Origin of the sequence: Aquabacterium sp. NJ1 (genome assembly GCF_000768065.1) — a bacterium.
Lineage (GTDB): Bacteria > Pseudomonadota > Gammaproteobacteria > Burkholderiales > Burkholderiaceae_C > Aquabacterium.
Genome location: NZ_JRKM01000001.1, coordinates 1,680,337 through 1,698,759, shown reverse-complemented (window position 1 = coordinate 1,698,759; position 18,423 = coordinate 1,680,337). Strand labels below are relative to the sequence as shown.

The window sequence follows — 18,423 nt, the reverse complement described above, 5'->3', positions numbered from 1 at the left end:
ATGAGCAAGCGGCTGTTCGACATCCTGCTGTCTTCACTGGGCCTGCTGGTGCTGGCACCGGTGTTGCTGCTCATCGCGCTGGCCGTCAAGCTGGATTCGCCTGGGCCAGTGTTCTTCCGGCAAGAGCGGGTGGGGCGTTTTGGCGTGCCGTTTCGCATCCACAAGTTCCGCACCATGTGCCACGACCAGGGCGGCCAGGGCTTGCAGATCACCGTGGGTGCCGACAGCCGCATCACGCGCGTTGGCAGCTTCCTGCGCCGCAGCAAGCTGGACGAACTGCCGCAACTGATCAACGTGTGGGTGGGTTCGATGAGCCTGGTGGGGCCGCGCCCCGAGGTGCCGCGTTATGTGGCGCACTACCCGGCGGCCATGCGTGACAAGGTGCTGTCAGTCAGGCCCGGCATCACCGACATCGCTTCCATCGAATACCGCGATGAAAGCAGTGTGCTGGCGCGTGCCACCGACCCCGAGCAGGCCTACATCCACGAGGTGTTGCCGCACAAGCTGGCCCTGGCTGCCAGCTATGTGGACCAGGCTTCGGTGTGGATGGACGTGCGGCTGATCTGGCGCACGATCATGGCGATCGTGCGGGGTTGAGGCAGGTCGCCAGGCGATCAGCCTGCAACCAGCGGCCTTCAGGCGCGGCGGCGTGTTGCGCCAAACAAGCCGACCAGGCCCAGGCCCATCAAGGCCCATGTGCCAGGCTCCGGTACCGCATGCAGCGCGGGGCCGGAAAGGAACATCGTGGATGTCGACAAGGTGCCAAAGTCAAAGGACGATGCGATGTCCTGTTGCCAGCCCATGGCCTGCTTGAATGCCGAGTTGCCTTCGGCCGTCAGGTGCAGGCCGGTCAACACGGTGTCGAGCCTGTGTTGGGGTTGTTGCGCTGCGCTCAGCCCGCCCGCATCGCACATGCCACCGTTGTCCGGGCAGCCCAGCACGGTGCTGCTGATGTTGTCCACGTTCCAGAGCGGCACGTTCTGAATCTGCCCCAGGCCGTTGCCGCCGATCAAGGTGGCGGAAATGAGCCTGGTGCCGAAGTTGACGGACAGGTCGGTGATGGTGAGCGAGCCGCTGGCATAGCTGGCCGTGAGGGTCACGCCACCGGTCGAGCCGATTTCATAGATGGCATTGTCCGGCGCGCTGACCACGCTGTAGGTGTTCTGCGTGATGACCGGTGTGTTGATGGCGGTGCTGCCGCCCGGTGTCCCGACGGGGTTGGACGCCGTGCCGTAAGGGGTGGCCTTGATCGACCAGAGCTCGCTGGACAGCGACAGCGTGCTGGTGCCGCCGTCCTGCATGCCGAGCACGCCGTCCCAGTTCCAGTTGCCGTTGGGCGTCAACACCTGCAAGGCTGGCGCATCGGCCATCGCGGCCGAGGCCATCAGAGCCCAGGCTGCGCCGGCAGCCCATTTCCAAGGTGTTTTGTTTCGTTTGCGCGTGATGTGATCTGGCATGGCCATGCTCCCTGGTGAATTTGTCTTCGATGCGATCTGGGCGCACGTTCGGTGCTGATCGGCATTCGTTTCTAAAATATACCCGATGGGTACTTTTCGTACCTTTGATCGTATCGGGGGCGGCGTCAGCAGACAAACTGCATAACCCTGGTGATGCCCTCTTCTGAAACCGCGAACGTAGTTGAACAATGACCCATCCGGACGACGCCTTCCTGCCTTCCATCAAGGAACGCAACCTCACGGTTGACGCCGAGCGGCTGCGCGAGTCGGTGGCCGACTGGTCGGCCGCGCTGGCTGCGGTCAGCGATCTGCCCTCATCGGTTCGTCAGGACGTGGTCGACGCCTTGGAGCTGGCCCGGCGCTTCAATGCCGAAGTCGTGCGGCCCATGGCCCTGCAGATCGATCGGCAATGCCTGGACGACCCCCAGCACATCCCGCGTGATGTGATCCGCCTGGCGGGCGAGTGGGGTCTGTTCACCCTGTGGCTGCCCACCCTGTTTGGCGGCCGGGGCTGGAACTTCCTGTCGCTGTACGCCTTCCTGGAAGAAGTGGCCTCGGCCTGCGTGGGCGTATCGGCCATGATCGGCGTGCACTACATGGGCGTGGCCACGCTGACGGCCAGCTGGAACCTGCGCCTGGCCGCCCGCGTGTTCGGTGACGTGTGTGCGGGCGAGCGTCGTGGTGAGCCTTGCTTGCTCAGCCTGGCACTCAACGAAGCCCTGGCCGGCACCGACACCGTCGACACCCAGTTGCTGCCTCAGGCCCAACTCGGTACGCAAGCCACGGCGCAGCCCGATGGCAGTTATGTGCTGACGGGCCGCAAGACCTATATCTCCAATGGCCATGTGTCGAGCTGGCACATGGTGGTCGCGTATGAGGACCTGAGCCAGCCTGCCGACACGATGGTGGTGCTGGCCGTGCGGGCCGATTCACCTGGCGTGCGGCTTGGCGAGTTGGTCGACAAGGTCGGGCAGAAGGCTTGTGTGGCGTCGGAGTTGCTGTTCGAGTCATGCCGCGTGCCCGCTGCCGGTGTGGCCATCGACCGCCATCGTGCCAAGGGGCTCAAGCGGGCTTACCGCGATATCGCGCAGACCTTGCTGGACTACGTCTTGTCTTGCACGCGTGCAGGCGTGGGCGCTTTTGCGGCGGGCACGGCGCGGGGCGCCTGTGAAGCAGCGCGTGATTACGCGGCGCGCAAGGTGCTGCCCGCTGGCCGCCTGATCGAGCAGCAATGGGCACAGGCCACACTGGCCGAGATGAGCAAGAACGCCTCGCTGGCGCGCCAGGCTTACCTGGAGTCGGCCCTGGCCAATGGCATGGGCGGCTTGTTCCGCATGATGTTTTTCAGGCCGCTGTACTGGGCCGACAAGCTGGCGCCAGCGAGCGTGTGGCGCTTTGCGGCGCGGCGCGTGTTGCAATCGCCCGATGCGACGCAGTGGTTCCAGCAGCGCTTTCTGGATGCCCAGCCGCGCGAGTGGCAGAACCTGATCTCGGGCCTGGCCTCGATGGCCAAGTTCGCCGGCAGCGAGTTCGCGATGACCAACGCCAACCTCGCGCTGGACCTGACCGGGGCCGATGGCCTGCGCCATGAGCTGGGCATCGAGAAGCGCCTGCGCGATGCCAAGGTGCTGCAACTGTATGAAGGCACCGATCAGCTCAACCGCGTGAACCTGTTCAAGTGCCGTGTGCGCCAGGACCCGAGCGTGCGTGTGTTCGTGCGCGAGTCCGAGGTCTGGGGACTGGCGGAGCCGGCCATGCGCTGGCCGCACGCCCCGTGCAACGATTGGCTGGAAGTGGCCCAGCGCTTTGCCGACGAGCAATTGCCCGCCTTGCCGGGCGTGGCCGCGCTGGACCATATGCACGGCCTGGGTTGGGCCAACCTGTGTGGTGACCGCGAATGGGGCGCACAAGGGCAACCGGTGGGATCGCTGTGCCGTGTGCTGGAAGCCTTGTCAGGCGTGGACGCGAGCGCGGCTGCGGCGGTGTACGGCAGCGCCGCAGCCCATCTGGCTTTGAACGCCGCACAGCCTTCGCTGGATGAACAGTCGCTGATGCAGGACCTGTCGAGTGAATGGCTGGCCTGGCCGGCCTGCCACGACATCCACGACCAACTCTGGCCGGCGGTGGACGCACAAGGTTATCTGCGTGGCCAGGTCGACATGCTGCTGCTGGGCACGCACGCGCGTTGGGCGGTGTTGCCGGTGCAGGGGCGCGATCAAGGCATGCAACTGGCCGTGGTGGACCTGACCCATCCGGCCGTCATCCGTGGCGAACCCCTCCGCACGCTGGGGCTGCCGAACGCCGGCATCAACGATGTCGAGTTTGGTGGCGTGCCTTGCACGGTGCTGGGCGGGCAGGGCGCCAGCCTGTTCAGGCGCTTGTCGGCCGAGTTGGCACCGGCGGTGATGGCCATGCAGTGCGGCCTGTCTCGTGCCAGTTTGCGCGACGCCATCGAGCAGGCCGCGTCGCGGCAACAGGGTGGTGGCAGCCTGCTGGGCTGGGGCGAGGTGCGCCGCATCCTGTCAGGCATGCAGGAGCGCCTCAGCAGCATGCAGGGCCTCTTGTGGGCTGCGCTCTCGGGCGGCAGCCCCGGCCAGGAGGCACTGTACAACGCGCTGCACGTGGGCCGCCAGGCCGCGGCTTTGACGGTGGACGGGGTGCAGATCATGGGCGCACAGGGCTACGCCAGTGCTTGCCCGCAGGCTCAGCGCATGAAGGACGCCCGGCAGTTGCAGTGCCTGTTGGGCGGGGCCGCATGGCGCAGTCAGTGGCTGCTGGAGCGGGTCTGAAGCGAAGCCCCGTCGTGGGGCTTCAAGCCTGCTTCAGGCCGGAGGGATGTCGCACAGCTTGAGCAGCAGGCGGTGCAATTCGGTTTGCTCCGTGGCGCTCAGTGTTTGCGTGACCTGCTGATCCTGCGTCTGGACCGCGTGTGTGATCTGGACCAGGTCGGCCTTGCCCTTGTCGGTCAAGGCCAGGCTGAAGGCGCGGCGGTCTTCAGGTGCGGGCAGGCGCTGCATGTAGCCGAGCTCTTCCAAGGCATCCACCAGGATGACGGCGCCAGAGCGCGCGATGCCCATGATCTTGGCCAGTTGCGTGAGCTTGAGGCCCGGGTTGAGCGACACGATCACCATGGCCGAAAAGCGTGGCGGCGTGATGCCCCAGGGTTCGAGTGCAGCGATGAAGTTTTCGTACGTCCTGATCTGGGCACGTCGAATGGCATAACCCATCAGGGAGTCCAGCACACCGTACTGGATGCCGGGCACGTGGGCTACGAAGAGGTCCGAGTCGCTCATTGTTGTTCTTGATGGATCGCTGTGCTGGCGCCATTGTAGGGAGCCCGATCCCCTTCGTGTGCAGGACCAAGGTCACACAGGGCGAGTGCATGACATCCTGACGAACTCAGGGCGCATTTTCTGTGGCGACTGCCTGGTGCTTGATTTAACACGCCACGATGTTGACGGCCAGGCCACCGCGCGCCGTCTCCTTGTATTTGTCCTTCATGTCGGCACCGGTTTCGCGCATGGTCTGGATCACCTTGTCCAGGCTGACACGGTGTGATCCATCACCATGCAGAGCCAGCCGCGCCGCGTTGATGGCCTTGACGGCGGCAATGGCATTGCGCTCGATGCAGGGGATCTGGACCAGGCCGCCCACCGGGTCGCAGGTCAGGCCCAGGTGGTGTTCCATGCCGATCTCGGCGGCGTTCTCGATCTGGGCCGGTGTGCCGCCCAGCACGGCGCACAGGCCCGCCGCGGCCATGGAGCAGGCCACGCCGACTTCGCCCTGGCAACCCACCTCGGCGCCCGAGATCGAGGCGTTCTCCTTGTACAGCAGGCCGATGGAGGCCGAGGTGAGCAGGAAGTCCATCACGCCTTGATCGGTGGCGCCGGGCACGAAGTGGCGGTAGTAGTGCAGCACCGCCGGCACGATGCCGGCCGCACCGTTCGTGGGCGCCGTGACCACGCGGCCGCCCGCGGCGTTTTCTTCATTGACCGCGAGCGCGTACAGGTTGACCCAGTCCATCACATGCAGCGGGTCGGTGGGCGTGGTGACCGCAGCCAGGCGCTGGTACAGGCCGGGTGCACGGCGTGTGACCTGAAAACCACCAGGCAGCACGCCGGTGTGCACGCAACCTCTTTGCACGCAGGCCTGCATGGCTTGCCAGATGCGCATGAGGCCCGCGTCGATGTCGGCATCGTTGCGCCAGTGCCGTTCGTTGCGGCGCATGAGTTCGGCCATGCTGATGCCATGCTGTGCGGTCAGCGCGAGCAGATCCGCTGCGCTGTGGAAAGGCAGGGGCAACACGGTGGCATCGGGTGCGATGCTGGCTTGCCGGGTGGTGTCGTCCACCGCTTCCTGGCTGAGCACGAAGCCGCCGCCCACCGAGTAGTACACGCCTTGCAGCAAGGGCTGCCTGGCTTCACTCAGTGCTGAAAAACGCATGCCATTGGGGTGGAAGGGCAGGGTCTCGCTGAAGCGAAAGCAGATGTCGTGTGTGGGGTCGAAAGCCTGTTCATGCGTGCCGGCCAGCGTGATGACACGGCGTTCATGCACTTGCGCGACGAGCTGCGCGATGTCATCCACGGGAACGGTGTCGGGCTCATGGCCCATCAGGCCCAGCATCACGGCCTTGTCGCTGCCGTGGCCTTTGCCGGTGGCACCCAGCGAGCCGTACAGGTCCACCACCACGCGATGGGTGGCGTCCAGCAGGCTGGCCGCTTGCAGGCGCATCACGAACAGCCTGGCGGCCCGCATGGGGCCCACCGTGTGCGAACTCGATGGGCCGATGCCCACCTTGAACAGATCGAATACCGAGACAGCCATGAAGGGCTCCCATCCTGATCGGGTCAGGATGAGGCCATCTTGGCGCTGATCGCGTCAGCGCAGCAAGACGGGGTTCGCCCTAGTGCATCACATGGATGGGCCGCGGGCGTGGCAGATTGCACGCGCGCGGCCAGATCATCAGTAAGCCGCGTTGAATAGCGCCTGGCCGGCACGCATCGGGTCACCGGTGGTCTCGTAGGTCTTGATCCACACGGGGTAGCTGTGGATGACCTTGTGCTGCCATGGGTGGAAGCCGGGCTTGTAGTACTCCATCAGCTTGAGCGTGTTGCGGGCGAACAGGCCGCCCGGGCCATACAGCCACCACGCGCCCTTGACGCACATCACCATGCGCTGGCCAAACGAGAAACCATCGCCCTTGAGCAGCAGGTTGGTCAGGCGCATGCTGTCGACCACGACCTTGTACAGCGCGTGTGTCATGGCGGCGCAGCGCTTGAAGTAACCCACCTTGGCCACTTGCTGCATCACGTCGAAGGCCACGGCCTTGTGCTCCATTTCTTCGATGGCGTGCCAGGCCCACATGGCGCGCACGTTCTCGTCGGCGGGGGCCATCACGTCCTTGGTCTCGAACAGCATCTGGGCCATCATGGCCGTGAAGTGTTCGAAGGCCGCGGTCAGGGCGAGGTTGTATTCGCGTGAATAGACCTTGTTGTACTTGTCGAACAGGGCCTTGGCGTCCACCAGGATCTTGTCCACGTCCACACCCTGCTTGCGCAGCAGGTCGTTGTAGTGCGTGTGGGCAATGCCGTGCTGGCCTTCCTGGCGGATGAAGTTCTTCACGTCCTCGGCCATCTTGGGGTCGGTGATCTGCTCGCGGAAAGCGCGCACGCTCGTGATGAAGTAGCGCTCACCATCCGGGAAGGCGGCTTGCATGCCATCGAACAGGCGGGTCTGGAAGGCCTTGCCGCCAAACCACCAGCGCGGGGTCTTTTCATCGAGCTGGAAGTCCAGCTTTTCGCGGGGAACGATCTCGCCGGGGGCGTTGTCTTTGTAGTCGCTCATGGAGGTTGTCTTCTCGGTAACTGTTTGATACCAGTTTACGAAGAAGGTGGGTGGTTGACGTATACGTCAAGGCGACACGAAGGCATCCGTGGCGACAGTGCGGGAAGCCATCGCGAAATCCTCACGGAACGCATTTCAGGGTTTCTACGCAGCTGGTGCATCGCGCATGATGTGGGCTCTGTTGTGCAACCTTGGAATTGACGGACATGAGCGCAGACATTCGATTTGATGGCCGTGTGGCCATCGTGACGGGCGCCGGTGGCGGCCTGGGCCGCAGCCACGCACTGCAACTGGCGGCACGCGGGGCCAAGGTGCTGGTCAATGACCTGGGCGCGGCGCGCGACGGCTCGGTCAACGCTGCGGCGGGTGAATCGGCGGCCGACCGGGTGGTGGCCGAGATCCGGGCGGCCGGCGGCGAGGCCCTGGCCAACACCGGTTCGGTCACCGACCCCGTGGCCGTGCAGGCCATGGTCGACCAGGCGATGGCGGCCTGGGGCCGGGTGGACATCCTGGTGAACAACGCCGGCATCCTGCGTGACAAGAGTTTTTCGAAGATGTCGCTCGACGACTTCCGCCTGCTGGTGGACGTGCACCTGATGGGCGCCGTCTACGGCACCAAGGCCGTCTGGGAGGCGATGAAGGCGCAGGGTTACGGCCGCATCATCTTCACGACCTCGTCCTCGGGCCTGTTCGGCAACTTTGGTCAGGCCAACTACGGCGCGGCCAAGATGGCCCTGGTCGGCCTGATGCAGACCCTGGCGCTGGAGGGCGAGAAGTACAACGTGCGCGTCAACTGCCTGGCGCCGACCGCGGCCACCCGCATGACCGAAGACATCATGCCGCCCGAGGTGCTCAAGCTGCTGACGCCCGAAAGCGTCACGCCCGGCCTGCTGTTCCTGGCCAGCGAGCAGGCGCCCACGCGCGCCATCCTGTGTGCGGGAGCGGGGGTGTTTGCCGCCTCGCACGTGACGCTGACCGATGGTGTGCTGATCGGCTCGGGGCCGGATGCGCCCGAGCAACTGGCCGCGCAATTTGCACGCATCAATGCGCAGGCCAATGAGACGGTGCCGGGCAGCGGCCTGGCGCAATCCCAGCAGGAAATGGCCAAGGTGATGGCCGGGCGCTGACGGCGAGCCAAGGGGCGGATGCGGGGCAATTTGGAAGCCCTTGCGCCTCTTTATCGAGGCTTCCGGATCGAGTGACCCCAGGACAATGACGTGGACCCTGGCTACGGGTGCGTCCATTTTCCCCTGAGGTTATTTGCCATGCAGACACGATTGAACCGCAAGCGCTCGCCAAGCAGAGCCTGGCTGTGTGGCGTTGCCCTCGTGTTTGTGCTGGCCGCCTGTGGCGGTGGGGGCGGAGGGGGTTCGTCGGGGGGCAGCCCCGGGTCCGGCTCTGGCTCCGGATCGGGTGCGGCGATTGTGCTGGAGGGGGTGGCCGCGACAGGCGCGCCACTGCCTGGGGCGACGATCTCGGTCCTGGATGCCAATGGGGCGGATTGCGGCTCCACGACGGCCGGCATTGCAGATGGTTTGTTCAGCAATTTCACCCTGACTTGCACCTCGCCCACTTTGCCCTTGTTCGTCCAGGCGGCAGGCGTGGACGCGGCGGGTACCCCGGTGGTGCTGCACTCGCTGGTGACGACGGTGACGACGGGCACAGGCCCGGGTAACCGCGTCAACATCACCTCATTGACGAACGCCATCGTGGCCTTGCTGGTGGGCGGTGACCCGGCACCGGTTTTTCTGGGGGGTAAAGCTTCTGCCTCCGGCAGCGCCACCGTGCGCGCCAATCGCTGGAACTTGCTGGGCAACAGCGCGGCACGCTCGGCAGCCAGTGCTTTCCTCAAGACCGTGATTGCAGCCAACTTGAACGACGCCAAGCAAGGCAGCGTCAATCTGGTCAATCACTTCAGTGATACCGGCTTTTCGACCAGCAAGACGGGCATGGACGCTGCGATCGAGGAGTTGGACATCCAGTTCAGCAGCATCACCGGCGGCATCGAGGTGATGCAGTTGTCCAACCGCCTGTTGCCACCGTGTGACCCGTCAGTGGGGGCCTGCAACACCAGTTCACCCATCAATCCCGGCAGCCCGGAGGTGGTGGTGAGCCTGCCCAGTGCCATGGCGAGCCTCAGTGCCACGACCCCAACGGTTTCCACGGCCAACGACATTTTGTCGAGCCCCAGGAAGACCACCACCAGCACCACGGCCGTCATGGCCAATGTGGCGGGCTTGGAGTCCCTGCGCAACACGATCAAAGACAACCTGACAGCATTGGTAACGGCCAACGACTTCTTGACGATGGAGATCTCTGCAGGCAAGCCGGTGTTTGCATCCACGTTTGGCCATTTCGATGGGATGACCGCGAGTGATGTGGCGGGCGTTCTGGCGGGCTATGGGACAAGCGACTATCTGATGTCGTCGTTTTCCATTCAGGGCTGCCTGGATACCGTGGTGGCCGCGACGCCGCGATGTTCGCAGATCAAGGTGGGCGCGCTGATCCGTGATCGCGCAGGCCATATCCAGTCGGTTTTCGAGAATGTGGTCAGCTACGTCAGCGCCACCAGCAGTTGGTCATTGACGGGCAATGACCGGATCACGCCCTGGGCGCTTTTCCCTGTCACGTGGTACTACCTCAATGGTGACGGAACGCCAATGGCTTCGGCGGCTTCGGGTGCCAATCCGGCTCGGGGCATCCAGTTTGTGATTCATGCCGCCGACGCCCTGTCGCCACTGCGTGCCGACCTGACTGCTTCCAACAGCAGCGTGCGGCTTTACTCGTGCCTTACCTCGGCCGGTGACCCGCTGTGCCTGCAGAACAGTGCGGGCAATGGTTATGAAACCGGCGACCTGGTGCTCGATCAGATTCTCACCAGTGGTACCTCGCCGCTGGCGGGCTCTGACACCCGCCGTGGCACACGTTTCCAGATGTCCACCACCGCCATCACGCCCGAGGTCAATGCACGCGTGTTGATGGCTGAGCAACCCTCTTTGACAGACCTGACGGCCTACCCCAGGCTTGATGGCGTGTCGCCGACAAACCGGCTGTATCAGGCCGATATCACGGGCGGGACCACCATCAGCTGGAGCACCTGGGCTGCAGCCCATCCGGGCATGCGCATGGTCGAAGTGCGGGCGGTCATCATGCAGCCCGCTCCGCAAGCGCCGTCCAAACAGGTCTTCACCATCCTGCCCCTGGCGCCCACCCATTTGACGATCCCGGCGACCGCTGTACCAGCCAGCCCATCGGAATACGCCTTGTGGTTGATCGCCGAGGATTCGCAGGGCCGCCGTTACATCACCAAGATCGTGCCGGACGCCTGAGCTGATGCAGCATGACGATGGCCTCGCCCGTGGGTGAGGCCACGGCATCGGCCAGCGTGTGGCGGTCCAGCGCGGCGAAGAAGGCATCCAGCGCGATGTCCAGGATGCCCTTGAGCTGGCAGTTGGTGCGCAGGCCGCAGGGTGGATCGGCGCAATCGATCAGGTCCTTGCTGTGCTCCAGCGTGCGGATGACCTGCCCCAGCCGGTAGTGCGTGGGTGCATGCGCCAGCGCCAGCCCGCCGCCCTTGCCGCGCGTGGTGATGATCCAGCCTTGCTGCCCCATGAAGTGCACCACCTTGACCAGATGGTGGCGAGAGACGGCATAACGCTCCGCGATCTCGCTGATGGTGACGGGCGCAGGCGAGGCGGTGTGCGTGAGGTACATGAGCACGCGCAGGCCCAGGTCCGTGAAATGCGTCAGTTGCATGGTGCGAGCCTGCTGGGTCAGCCTTCGATGCGGTGCAGCGCCCGCACGAAGTCGGACTGGGTGATGATGCCCACCACGCGCTTGTCCTCATCGATCACGGGGATGTGGTGGTGCCCCGCCTCAGTGAACAGGGGCAGCAACTCGACCACATGCCGGTCCTCGCTGGTCACACGCACCTGCCGCGTCATGATCTGGCCCACGACTTCGGGCTTGTCGGATTCGAGCAGGCCATCGGGCAGCAGAAAGGCGCGCAGGCGTTGCCCGATGCCCTGGTGCTCGTTGAGGCCCGCGCCACGCAGGAAGTCGGCCATGGTGATGATGCCCACGATGCGCTGTGAGCGGTCCACCACAGGCAGGGCCTTGATGCTGTGCTCGCGCATGAGATCCCAGGCCTCGGCCAACGGGGAGCCGAACTCCACCGTCACCACATCGCGGGTCATCACGTCCTTGCAGCTCACCTCGCTGGCGCGCCGGCGCATGCCCTCGACCTCGGCTTCTTGCAGCAGGGTCTCCAGGTCATCACGGCTGACGTCCAGCACCTGGTTGTAGCGTGCCAGCACCTTGTCCAGGTCTTGCGACATGAAGCGGGCCTGGCCGGGGTGGATGGCATCGCGCGGGGGCACCTGCATGTGCGGGTAGGGGCGGCCCGTCAAGGCGTTGTAGAACACCCCGACGCTCACCAGCAGCAGCGAGTTGAGCAGGGCGGCTTCAATGGCGAAGTGCCCATGGCTGGCGTGCACCAGCACCGCCGACAAGGCCATGGCGCCACCGGGCGGGTGCAGGCAGCGCAGCAGGAACATGGCGGTGATGGCCAGGGCCACGGCCAGCGCGCTCGCCAGCACCACATCACCGACGAGGGCCGCACAGGCCGTACCGATCAGCGCCGAGATCACGTTGCCGCCCACCACGGACCAGGGCTGGGCCAAGGGGCTGGCGGGCGCCGCGAACACCAGCACCGTGCTGGCGCCCAGCGGTGCGACCAGCCAGGCTCCCACGACCGTGCTGCCGTTGAGCAGGTGGCAGATGCCGGCTGTGAGCAAGACGCCGATCAGCGCACCCGCGATTGCCCTCGCCCGCTCTCGGGCATCAACGGCAATCGGCGCGGGCAGGAAGGCGCGAAACCAGGTGGACCAGGAGTGCGACTGGCGCAACCAGTGAAGAGAGGTGGTCTGCTCGGTGGAGGAGGGCTGCATGGGAGGGCGGTGAGGGGATCAGGCCGCGAAGGGCGTCGGCATAAGATGTATTCAGGAGGCAGCTTATCAGCATGGTCTTTTCCCCGTCTCTTCACGGAAATCCCGAACTGGCATGCGGCGGATGCGGCCACATCAGCAATTCACCTTGTTTACAGGGGGCCGTTTGTGACGTAAAAAATGCCCGTGATTTCCCTCACGAATCAGAAAGGCCTCGCCGTGAAGTACCGCACCACCCTGACGGGCATCCTGTTGACGACCGTGCTGTCGGGGCAGGCCCTTGCCTATTCCCAACTTGTTGTGTTTGGCGACAGCTTGTCTGACAACGGCAACCTGTTTGCGCTCACCCAGGCCGTCACCGGCACCGGTCAGCCCGGGGCGCCTTACGTGGATGGGCGTTTTTCCAATGGCCCGGTGGCGGTGGAAACCATGGCCAGCCAGTTGAGCCTGCCTCTGGTGGATTACGCCTACGGTGGTGCGCAAACCGGCTTGGGCAACTACGGTAGCGCCAAGCTCAATGGCACGGGTGTGCAGGGCCAGGTCGGCATGTTTGCCGATACGCTGGGCGGTGCCAGCGCAGACGCCAATGCGCTGTATGTGGTCTGGGCCGGGCCGAATGACTTCTTCGCCGGTGCCAACATGCTGAGCAGCAGCACGTCCACCACCGCGTCCACCAACCTGCTCAATGACATCAACAGCCTGTACCAGCTGGGCGCGCGCCAGTTCTTTGTGCCGCTGATGCCCAATCTGGGCCTGACGCCGGCTTCCACGGCCGCAGAGGCCACCACCCCCGGCTACAAGGATGCGGCGTCCCAGCGCACGGCTGAATACAACCAGTTGCTCACCACGGGCCTGGCCAGCTTCTCGGGCAGCCTGGCTGGCGTGCAGATCCAGTCGTTCGACACGGTCTCGTTCATGGCCACGCAGGCCGCGCTGATGGCCGGCCAGGGCTACAACACCACCGATGCCTGTTTCAACAGCACCGCCAAGACGGTGTGCGCCAACCCCGATACCTACTTGTTCTGGGATGGTGTGCACCCGACTGCGGCGGCCCATGCCTTGTTGGGCGAGGCCTTTGCTGCGGCCGTGCCCGAGCCTGCCACGGTCTGGAGCTTCATGCTGGGCCTGGGTTTGCTGGCGGTCGCACGGCGCCGGGCCTGAGGGCGCGGTATCAGTCTGCGTGCGGGTTCAGGGCCGGGTGCGCGCGCAGCTGCCGCGCGGCGAAGTCCACAAAGGCCCGCACCTTGGCGGCCGCACTGCGGCCTTCCGAGTACACCAGGTAGACAGGGATGGGCGCTGGTTCGTAGGCCGTCAGCACGATGCGCAAGTGCCCCGCCGCGACCGCATCCCTGACCTGGTAGGACAGCACGCGAGCCAGGCCATGGCCCGCCTTGGCTGCGTCAATGCCCACCTCGACACCATTGAACGTCAACTGGATGCGGGGCTGCGGGCCCTGCACCAGCTTGTCGCCCTGGCCTGGCTGAGCGGCCAGCAACCAGGGACTGGCCGGCCCGCCGGTGGTTGACGAGCCCAGGGCGTCGTGCTGGCCCAGATCTGCCGGGCACGAGGGCTCGCCGTATCGTGCGAGGTAATCCGGTGAGGCCACGATCACGCGCCGCACAGCGCCCACCTTCACGGCGGTCAACGACGAGTCGGGCAGGTGGGCGATGCGCAGTGCCACGTCCACACCTTCTTCCATCAGGTTGACCACACGGTCTACAAAGAAGGCGCGGGCCGTGACCTGAGGGTGCGCCTGCAGAAACGACAACAGCAAGGGCGCCACGTGGATGCGCCCAAACAGCACGGGTGCCGTGACGATCAGGTGGCCCTGGGGGACCACGTGCGCGCCGCCGGCCAGGGCGTCGGCCTCATCCATCTCGGCCAGGATGCGTTTGCAATCGAGCAGGTAGCGCTGGCCCGTTTCTGTGACACGAACCTGGCGCGTCGTCCGGTGCAGCAGGCGGGCGCCGATGTGCACCTCCAGGGCGGCCACTGCGCGAGTCACCATGGGGCCGGAGAGGCGCAACTGGCGGGCGGCCGCGGCAAAGCCCTGGGCCTCGGCCACGGCCACGAAGATGCGCATCGATTCAAAACGGTCCATGCCTGATTATTGCAATGGATGCAACAAGCATTTGTCTGTGGCGGGTATTCACATCTTCCTGATGCGTGAATAAGGTGTCGACAAGCCCGATCGCCTGACTTCAAACCTCAAGGACACCCCTCATGACCACCCACGCCGCCGCCCCTGCCCAGCCCATCAAGCTCTATCACTTCGCGCTCTCGGGGCATTCGCACCGGGTGCAACTCTTTCTCTCTCTGCTGAACCTGCCCACCGAGGTCATCCTGGTCGACCTGCGGCGTGGCGAGCAAAAAACCCCGGCTTTCCTGGCCATGAACCCCTTCGGCCAGGTGCCCGTGATCCAGGACGGTGACGTCACCCTGGCGGACAGCAACGCCATCCTGGTCTACCTGGCGCGCCGTTATGACCCCAGCGGCCAGTGGCTGCCCCGCGACCCGGTGGAGGAGGCGCAGGTGCAGCGCTGGTTGAGCGCCGCAGCAGGCCTGCTGGCATTCGGCCCATCGCATGCACGCGCGGGGGTGCTCTTCAAGCGCCCGATCGAGGCGCGGGCCTACACCCTGGCCGAGGGCCTGTTCAAGGTGATGGACGCGCAACTGGCATCGCAGCGCTTCCTGGCGTCGACCTCGGCGCCCACCATCGCCGATGTGGCGCTCTACACCTACACGGCGCATGCGCCCGAAGGTGGCATCGCGCTGACGCCGTACCCGCATGTGCAACGCTGGCTGGCCGACATCGAAGCCTTGCCGGGTTTTGTGGGCATGCCCAAGTCGCCGGTGGCGCCAGCAGCGGGTGCAGCATGAACGCGCCGCGCGATGACACCGCCCCCTTCCACGCGGGCGAGCTGCAACTGCAGGCCCTCACCGGCGTGCAGGAGCGCATGGCGCAGTTGGGGCGCAACTTCATCCGCGACCACATGCCGGATCAACACCGGGCTTTCTTTGCTCAACTGCCCTTTGTGATCGCCGGCGGGCTGGATGGGCAAGGGCAGCCCTGGGCCACGATCCTGACGGGCGAGCCCGGCTTCATGCAGACCCCGGACGCGCAGCATCTGCAAATCCATCGTGCGAGCCAGCCGGGGGACCCGTTGGGCGGCATGTGGCAGCCAGGCGCACCTGTTGGTCTGCTGGGCATCGAGCCGCACACGCGGCGGCGCAACCGCATGAACGGCCAGCTTGAGCAGGCCGATGCGCAAGGCATGCGGGTGGCCGTGCGGCAGAGCTTTGGCAACTGCCCCAAGTACATCCACCCGCGCAAGGTGGTGTGGCGGGCACGTGAAGGCAGCGGCGCTGCCCCCCGAGTGAGCGAGGAGGGCGCGGTGCTGTCCGAGCGCGCGCGTGCCATGGTGGCGCAGGCCGATACCTTGTTCATCGCCTCGGCCTCGCCTGACGCAGGCCAGCCTGATCAGGCCCGCAGCGGTGGCGTGGACGTCTCACACCGCGGTGGCCCGGTGGGCTTCGCCAGGCTGGATCAGGTGGTCAGCGGCGCGCACGGCCCGCACACCACGCTCACCATCCCGGATTACGTGGGCAACTTCATGTTCAACACGCTGGGCAACATCCTGCTGCAGCCCCGGGTCGGCTTGCTGTTCGTGGACTTTCAATCAGGTGTCACGCTGCACCTGGCAGGCCACGCCGAGGTGTTGCTCGACAGCCCCGAGATCGTCCGATTCGAAGGCGCGCAGCGCCTGGTCAGGGTGCGGGTGACGCAAGGCTGGCTGCTTGATGGCGCCTTGCCGCAGCTCGCGGTGGAGCCCGGCATGCCGGCCTAGACTGGCCTGGTGTGGCCTAGTCGTGCCCGCTGACCCGCCCGCGCAAGCGCTTCACATCGCCCTTGGCTGCCTTGCCTTCCAGGCGCTTGCGTTGTGAGCTGCGCGTGGGCTTGGTGGCCTTGCGCGCCTTGGGCAGCACGGCCACGCTGTCCACCAGCGCTTGCAGCCGCGCGATGGCTTCGGCCTTGTTCTGCTCCAGGCTGCGGCTGCCCTGGGCCTTGATCACGACCACGCCTTCAGCCGTGATGCGCTGGTCGCTCAAGGCCAGCAGCCGTTCCTTGATGACATCGGGCAGCGACGAAGCCGGAATGTCAAACCGCAGGTGCACCGCGTTGGACACCTTGTTGACGTTCTGCCCGCCCGCGCCCTGGGCACGGATGGCGCTGAAGTCCATCTCGTCTTCGCGCAGGGGGATGAGGGCGTCAGCCATATCGGGTACCGCGGCGCCTTACTCGGGCCGGTCCAGCTTGGTGGACAGCATGATGGTCGAGAAGGTGTCGATCACGCCCTGTACATTGCGGATGCGGTCGATCACGGCATCGAGCTCTTGCGTGGAGTCGGTCAGCAGCATGGCACACAGGTCATAACGGCCGCTGACGGAGTACAGCTTGGTGATCTCGTGGCGCTTGGCCAGCTCGCGCATCACCGTGGACTCGTGCCGCGATTCGATCGAGATTAGCACCATGGCGCGGATCACATGCGGCCCGCGTGTGCTGCTCACGCTCACCGTGTAGCCGGTGATCACGCCCGCGTCCTCCAGGGCCTTCAAGCGCAACTGCGCCGTGCTGCGCGCACAACCCAGGGCCTTGGCGATGTTGACCAGCGGCAGGCGCGCATTGACCTTGAGCAGCTCGATGAGCTGGTGGTCCATGGCGTCCAGATTGGGCTTCACCGGCGGCTTGGTGGCGGGCTTGGCAAGGGCTTTGGGCATAAAGCCATTATGGCCATCAATCTGACTGATTGAAAGCACTGAAATCAGTCACTTTGCGCGTTTTCATCGGCGAGGGTGCTGCCGATACTGACTACATGGAGGGCGCACGCCCTGGCCTTCCGGATGCAGGAGTGCCAACATGCTGCAGATCATCGAAGCCCCGCTGACACGCAGCGCCCTCGACGGCGCGCTCAACCTCGCGATCGAGCCCCCGGCCGCGTCGCCCTGTTCGAGCTCCCCGAAAAAACTGCTGAGCTGGGACGAGCTGCAAGCCTACGACCCCGAAAGCGAGCCCTGGCAAAAGCAGTTTGCCCGCCGCTACACCCACCATCGCGAGCTGATGGGTGTGCTGCACAAGGTCGAGGATGTGGACGACACGGTCTACGCCAAGTTCGCCATTGCTGTGACGCCTTACATGGCGCAGCTGATGGACCGCGACGACCCGAACTGCCCCATCCGCCTGCAATACCTGCCGTCCTTCCATGAGCAGACGCGCCCCGGCTTTGCCACCATGCTCGACGAGCTGGGCGAAGAAAAGGACACCATCCCCGGGACCAGTGTGGTGCACCGCTACCCGCGGCGTGTGCTCTTCCTGGTCAGCAACACCTGCGCCACGCTGTGCCGCTTCTGCACGCGCAAGCGCATGGTGTCGCAGCCCACGGGCTCGGTGCACAAGGATGAAATCGAAGCCTCCATCGACTACATCGCCAGCAACAAGCACATCGAGGATGTGCTGCTCTCGGGTGGTGACCCGCTGACCTTCACCGATGAGCGGCTCGACGAGATCCTGGGTGCCATCCGCTCGCGGGCGCCGCATGTGCGCTTCCTGCGCATTGGCTCGCGCATGGTGGTGCAGCTGCCCACCCGCATCACGCCTGAACTTTGCGCCGTGCTGGAAAAGCACCGCGTGCAGATGCTCAACATCCACATCAACCACCACAAGGAGATCACGCCCCTGCTGCGCCAGCGCGTCAAGATGATCCAGAAGGCTGGGATCATGATGGGCCTGCAGAGCGTGTGCCTCAAGGGTGTGAACGACAGCGTGGAGGTCATGCGCGAGCTGTTCATGCAGGCCATCGAGATGGGCGTGCGGCCGTACTACGTGTACTCGACCGACATGGTCGAGGGTGCGCACCACTTCATCGTGCCGCACCGGCGCATGCTGGAACTGTACGAAGGCCTGCGGGGCTGGATCAGCGGGCCCGCCGTGCCCACCTTCATCGTCGATGGCATGGGCGGCCTGGGCAAGCTGCCCATCATCCCCAGCTATGTGCGTGAAGAGGCCTTGCCCGATGGCAGCGGCACCACCATCCAATGCCGCAACTACGCGGGCAAGACCGTGGAGATGCCGGGCCTGGGCCAGAACTTCAGCCTGCCTTCGCAAAGCAATTGAAGGA

At 65.2% G+C, this 18,423-nt stretch carries 17 protein-coding genes; 8 read left to right on the top strand and 9 right to left on the bottom strand.

The genetic code is table 11. The features are described from left to right. Positions 1-597 (top strand): sugar transferase, encoded by a 597-nt coding sequence (locus JY96_RS07235; RefSeq protein WP_035036196.1) that lies wholly within the window; start codon positions 1-3, stop codon positions 595-597. A gap of 38 nt (positions 598-635) precedes the next feature. Here JY96_RS07235 and JY96_RS07230 read toward each other — a convergent pair whose 3' ends face one another. Continuing rightward, a complete protein-coding gene (locus JY96_RS07230) occupies positions 636-1,457 on the bottom strand; it encodes a PEP-CTERM sorting domain-containing protein (protein WP_161784256.1) in 822 nt (273 codons plus the stop codon). Between the two features lie 188 nt (positions 1,458-1,645). On the opposite strand from JY96_RS07230, the gene JY96_RS22065 reads away from it, so the two are divergent. Beyond that, the gene (locus JY96_RS22065; RefSeq protein WP_052162238.1) at positions 1,646-4,246 is read left to right on the top strand and encodes an acyl-CoA dehydrogenase family protein; all 2,601 of its coding nucleotides are present in this window, start codon (positions 1,646-1,648) and stop codon (positions 4,244-4,246) included. A gap of 33 nt (positions 4,247-4,279) precedes the next feature. Here JY96_RS22065 and JY96_RS07220 read toward each other — a convergent pair whose 3' ends face one another. The 3 genes from JY96_RS07220 to JY96_RS07210 all read right to left on the bottom strand — a co-directional run bounded on the left by JY96_RS07220 (position 4,280) and on the right by JY96_RS07210 (position 7,301). Continuing rightward, entirely contained in the window at positions 4,280-4,750 is a 471-nt protein-coding gene (locus JY96_RS07220) for a MarR family winged helix-turn-helix transcriptional regulator (protein WP_035036190.1), read from the bottom strand. 145 nt (positions 4,751-4,895) lie between these two features. Then, positions 4,896-6,281, bottom strand: coding sequence for an L-serine ammonia-lyase (locus tag JY96_RS07215; RefSeq protein ID WP_035036189.1), 1,386 nt, complete (start codon positions 6,279-6,281; stop codon positions 4,896-4,898). 138 nt (positions 6,282-6,419) lie between these two features. Next, positions 6,420-7,301 carry a metal-dependent hydrolase gene (locus tag JY96_RS07210; protein ID WP_035036186.1) on the bottom strand — a complete coding sequence of 294 codons (882 nt, stop codon included), beginning with the start codon at positions 7,299-7,301 and terminating at the stop codon, positions 6,420-6,422. A 206-nt stretch (positions 7,302-7,507) separates the two neighbouring features. Here JY96_RS07210 and JY96_RS07205 point away from each other — a divergent pair, with 206 nt between their 5' ends. Together JY96_RS07205 and JY96_RS07200 are read left to right on the top strand one after the other, a co-directional pair. Further along, positions 7,508-8,428 carry an SDR family NAD(P)-dependent oxidoreductase gene (locus JY96_RS07205; RefSeq protein ID WP_035036183.1) on the top strand — a complete coding sequence of 307 codons (921 nt, stop codon included), beginning with the start codon at positions 7,508-7,510 and terminating at the stop codon, positions 8,426-8,428. Positions 8,429-8,566: 138 nt separating this feature from the next. Beyond that, on the top strand, positions 8,567-10,630 hold the full coding sequence (locus JY96_RS07200; RefSeq protein ID WP_152606391.1) for a hypothetical protein: 2,064 nt from the start codon (positions 8,567-8,569) through the stop codon (positions 10,628-10,630). Here JY96_RS07200 and JY96_RS07195 read toward each other — a convergent pair. Continuing rightward, positions 10,605-11,057 carry an Rrf2 family transcriptional regulator gene (locus tag JY96_RS07195; protein ID WP_035036180.1) on the bottom strand — a complete coding sequence of 151 codons (453 nt, stop codon included), beginning with the start codon at positions 11,055-11,057 and terminating at the stop codon, positions 10,605-10,607. The genes JY96_RS07200 and JY96_RS07195 overlap by 26 nt on opposite strands. A gap of 17 nt (positions 11,058-11,074) precedes the next feature. Further along, entirely contained in the window at positions 11,075-12,250 is a 1,176-nt protein-coding gene (locus JY96_RS07190; protein WP_081961108.1) for an HPP family protein, read from the bottom strand. A 177-nt stretch (positions 12,251-12,427) separates the two neighbouring features. Between JY96_RS07190 and JY96_RS07185 the strand changes: the two genes are divergently transcribed. Next, a complete protein-coding gene (locus tag JY96_RS07185; protein WP_052162237.1) occupies positions 12,428-13,408 on the top strand; it encodes an SGNH/GDSL hydrolase family protein in 981 nt (326 codons plus the stop codon). A gap of 10 nt (positions 13,409-13,418) precedes the next feature. Here the strand turns inward: JY96_RS07185 and JY96_RS07180 are convergent, their stop codons facing one another. Then, positions 13,419-14,348: a LysR family transcriptional regulator gene (locus JY96_RS07180; RefSeq protein WP_035036178.1), complete on the bottom strand. Its 930-nt coding sequence runs from the start codon at positions 14,346-14,348 to the stop codon at positions 13,419-13,421. A 122-nt stretch (positions 14,349-14,470) separates the two neighbouring features. Between JY96_RS07180 and JY96_RS07175 the strand changes: the two genes are divergently transcribed. Both JY96_RS07175 and JY96_RS07170 read left to right on the top strand, forming a co-directional pair. After that, positions 14,471-15,127 (top strand): glutathione S-transferase family protein, encoded by a 657-nt coding sequence (locus tag JY96_RS07175; RefSeq protein WP_052162236.1) that lies wholly within the window; start codon positions 14,471-14,473, stop codon positions 15,125-15,127. Further along, positions 15,124-16,095, top strand: a complete 972-nt coding sequence (locus JY96_RS07170; RefSeq protein ID WP_035036176.1) for a pyridoxamine 5'-phosphate oxidase family protein — start codon at positions 15,124-15,126, stop codon at positions 16,093-16,095. The genes JY96_RS07175 and JY96_RS07170 overlap by 4 nt, the downstream gene beginning before the upstream one ends. Before the next feature lie 16 nt (positions 16,096-16,111). Here JY96_RS07170 and arfB read toward each other — a convergent pair whose 3' ends face one another. Continuing rightward, a complete protein-coding gene (gene arfB, locus JY96_RS07165) occupies positions 16,112-16,525 on the bottom strand; it encodes an alternative ribosome rescue aminoacyl-tRNA hydrolase ArfB (protein WP_035036174.1) in 414 nt (137 codons plus the stop codon). An 18-nt stretch (positions 16,526-16,543) separates the two neighbouring features. Then, complete coding sequence (locus JY96_RS07160; protein WP_235333873.1) at positions 16,544-17,026, bottom strand: Lrp/AsnC family transcriptional regulator; 483 nt, start codon at positions 17,024-17,026, stop codon at positions 16,544-16,546. 139 nt (positions 17,027-17,165) lie between these two features. On the opposite strand from JY96_RS07160, the gene JY96_RS07155 reads away from it, so the two are divergent. Further along, positions 17,166-18,419, top strand: coding sequence for a KamA family radical SAM protein (locus tag JY96_RS07155; RefSeq protein ID WP_081961107.1), 1,254 nt, complete (start codon positions 17,166-17,168; stop codon positions 18,417-18,419). The last annotated feature ends 4 nt before the right edge of the window (positions 18,420-18,423 follow it).

Coding starts and splice junctions, on each gene's coding strand:
- JY96_RS07155 (WP_081961107.1), top strand. CDS start 17,166: ATGCTGCAGATCATCGAAGCCCCGCTGACACGCAGCGCCCTCGACGGC.
- JY96_RS07160 (WP_235333873.1), bottom strand. CDS start 17,026: ATGCCCAAAGCCCTTGCCAAGCCCGCCACCAAGCCGCCGGTGAAGCCC.
- JY96_RS07220 (WP_035036190.1), bottom strand. CDS start 4,750: ATGAGCGACTCGGACCTCTTCGTAGCCCACGTGCCCGGCATCCAGTAC.
- JY96_RS07185 (WP_052162237.1), top strand. CDS start 12,428: ATGCCCGTGATTTCCCTCACGAATCAGAAAGGCCTCGCCGTGAAGTAC.
- JY96_RS07170 (WP_035036176.1), top strand. CDS start 15,124: ATGAACGCGCCGCGCGATGACACCGCCCCCTTCCACGCGGGCGAGCTG.
- JY96_RS07210 (WP_035036186.1), bottom strand. CDS start 7,301: ATGAGCGACTACAAAGACAACGCCCCCGGCGAGATCGTTCCCCGCGAA.
- JY96_RS07200 (WP_152606391.1), top strand. CDS start 8,567: ATGCAGACACGATTGAACCGCAAGCGCTCGCCAAGCAGAGCCTGGCTG.
- JY96_RS22065 (WP_052162238.1), top strand. CDS start 1,646: ATGACCCATCCGGACGACGCCTTCCTGCCTTCCATCAAGGAACGCAAC.
- JY96_RS07235 (WP_035036196.1), top strand. CDS start 1: ATGAGCAAGCGGCTGTTCGACATCCTGCTGTCTTCACTGGGCCTGCTG.
- JY96_RS07175 (WP_052162236.1), top strand. CDS start 14,471: ATGACCACCCACGCCGCCGCCCCTGCCCAGCCCATCAAGCTCTATCAC.
- JY96_RS07230 (WP_161784256.1), bottom strand. CDS start 1,457: ATGCCAGATCACATCACGCGCAAACGAAACAAAACACCTTGGAAATGG.
- JY96_RS07215 (WP_035036189.1), bottom strand. CDS start 6,281: ATGGCTGTCTCGGTATTCGATCTGTTCAAGGTGGGCATCGGCCCATCG.
- JY96_RS07195 (WP_035036180.1), bottom strand. CDS start 11,057: ATGCAACTGACGCATTTCACGGACCTGGGCCTGCGCGTGCTCATGTAC.
- JY96_RS07180 (WP_035036178.1), bottom strand. CDS start 14,348: ATGGACCGTTTTGAATCGATGCGCATCTTCGTGGCCGTGGCCGAGGCC.
- JY96_RS07190 (WP_081961108.1), bottom strand. CDS start 12,250: ATGCAGCCCTCCTCCACCGAGCAGACCACCTCTCTTCACTGGTTGCGC.
- JY96_RS07205 (WP_035036183.1), top strand. CDS start 7,508: ATGAGCGCAGACATTCGATTTGATGGCCGTGTGGCCATCGTGACGGGC.
- arfB (WP_035036174.1), bottom strand. CDS start 16,525: ATGGCTGACGCCCTCATCCCCCTGCGCGAAGACGAGATGGACTTCAGC.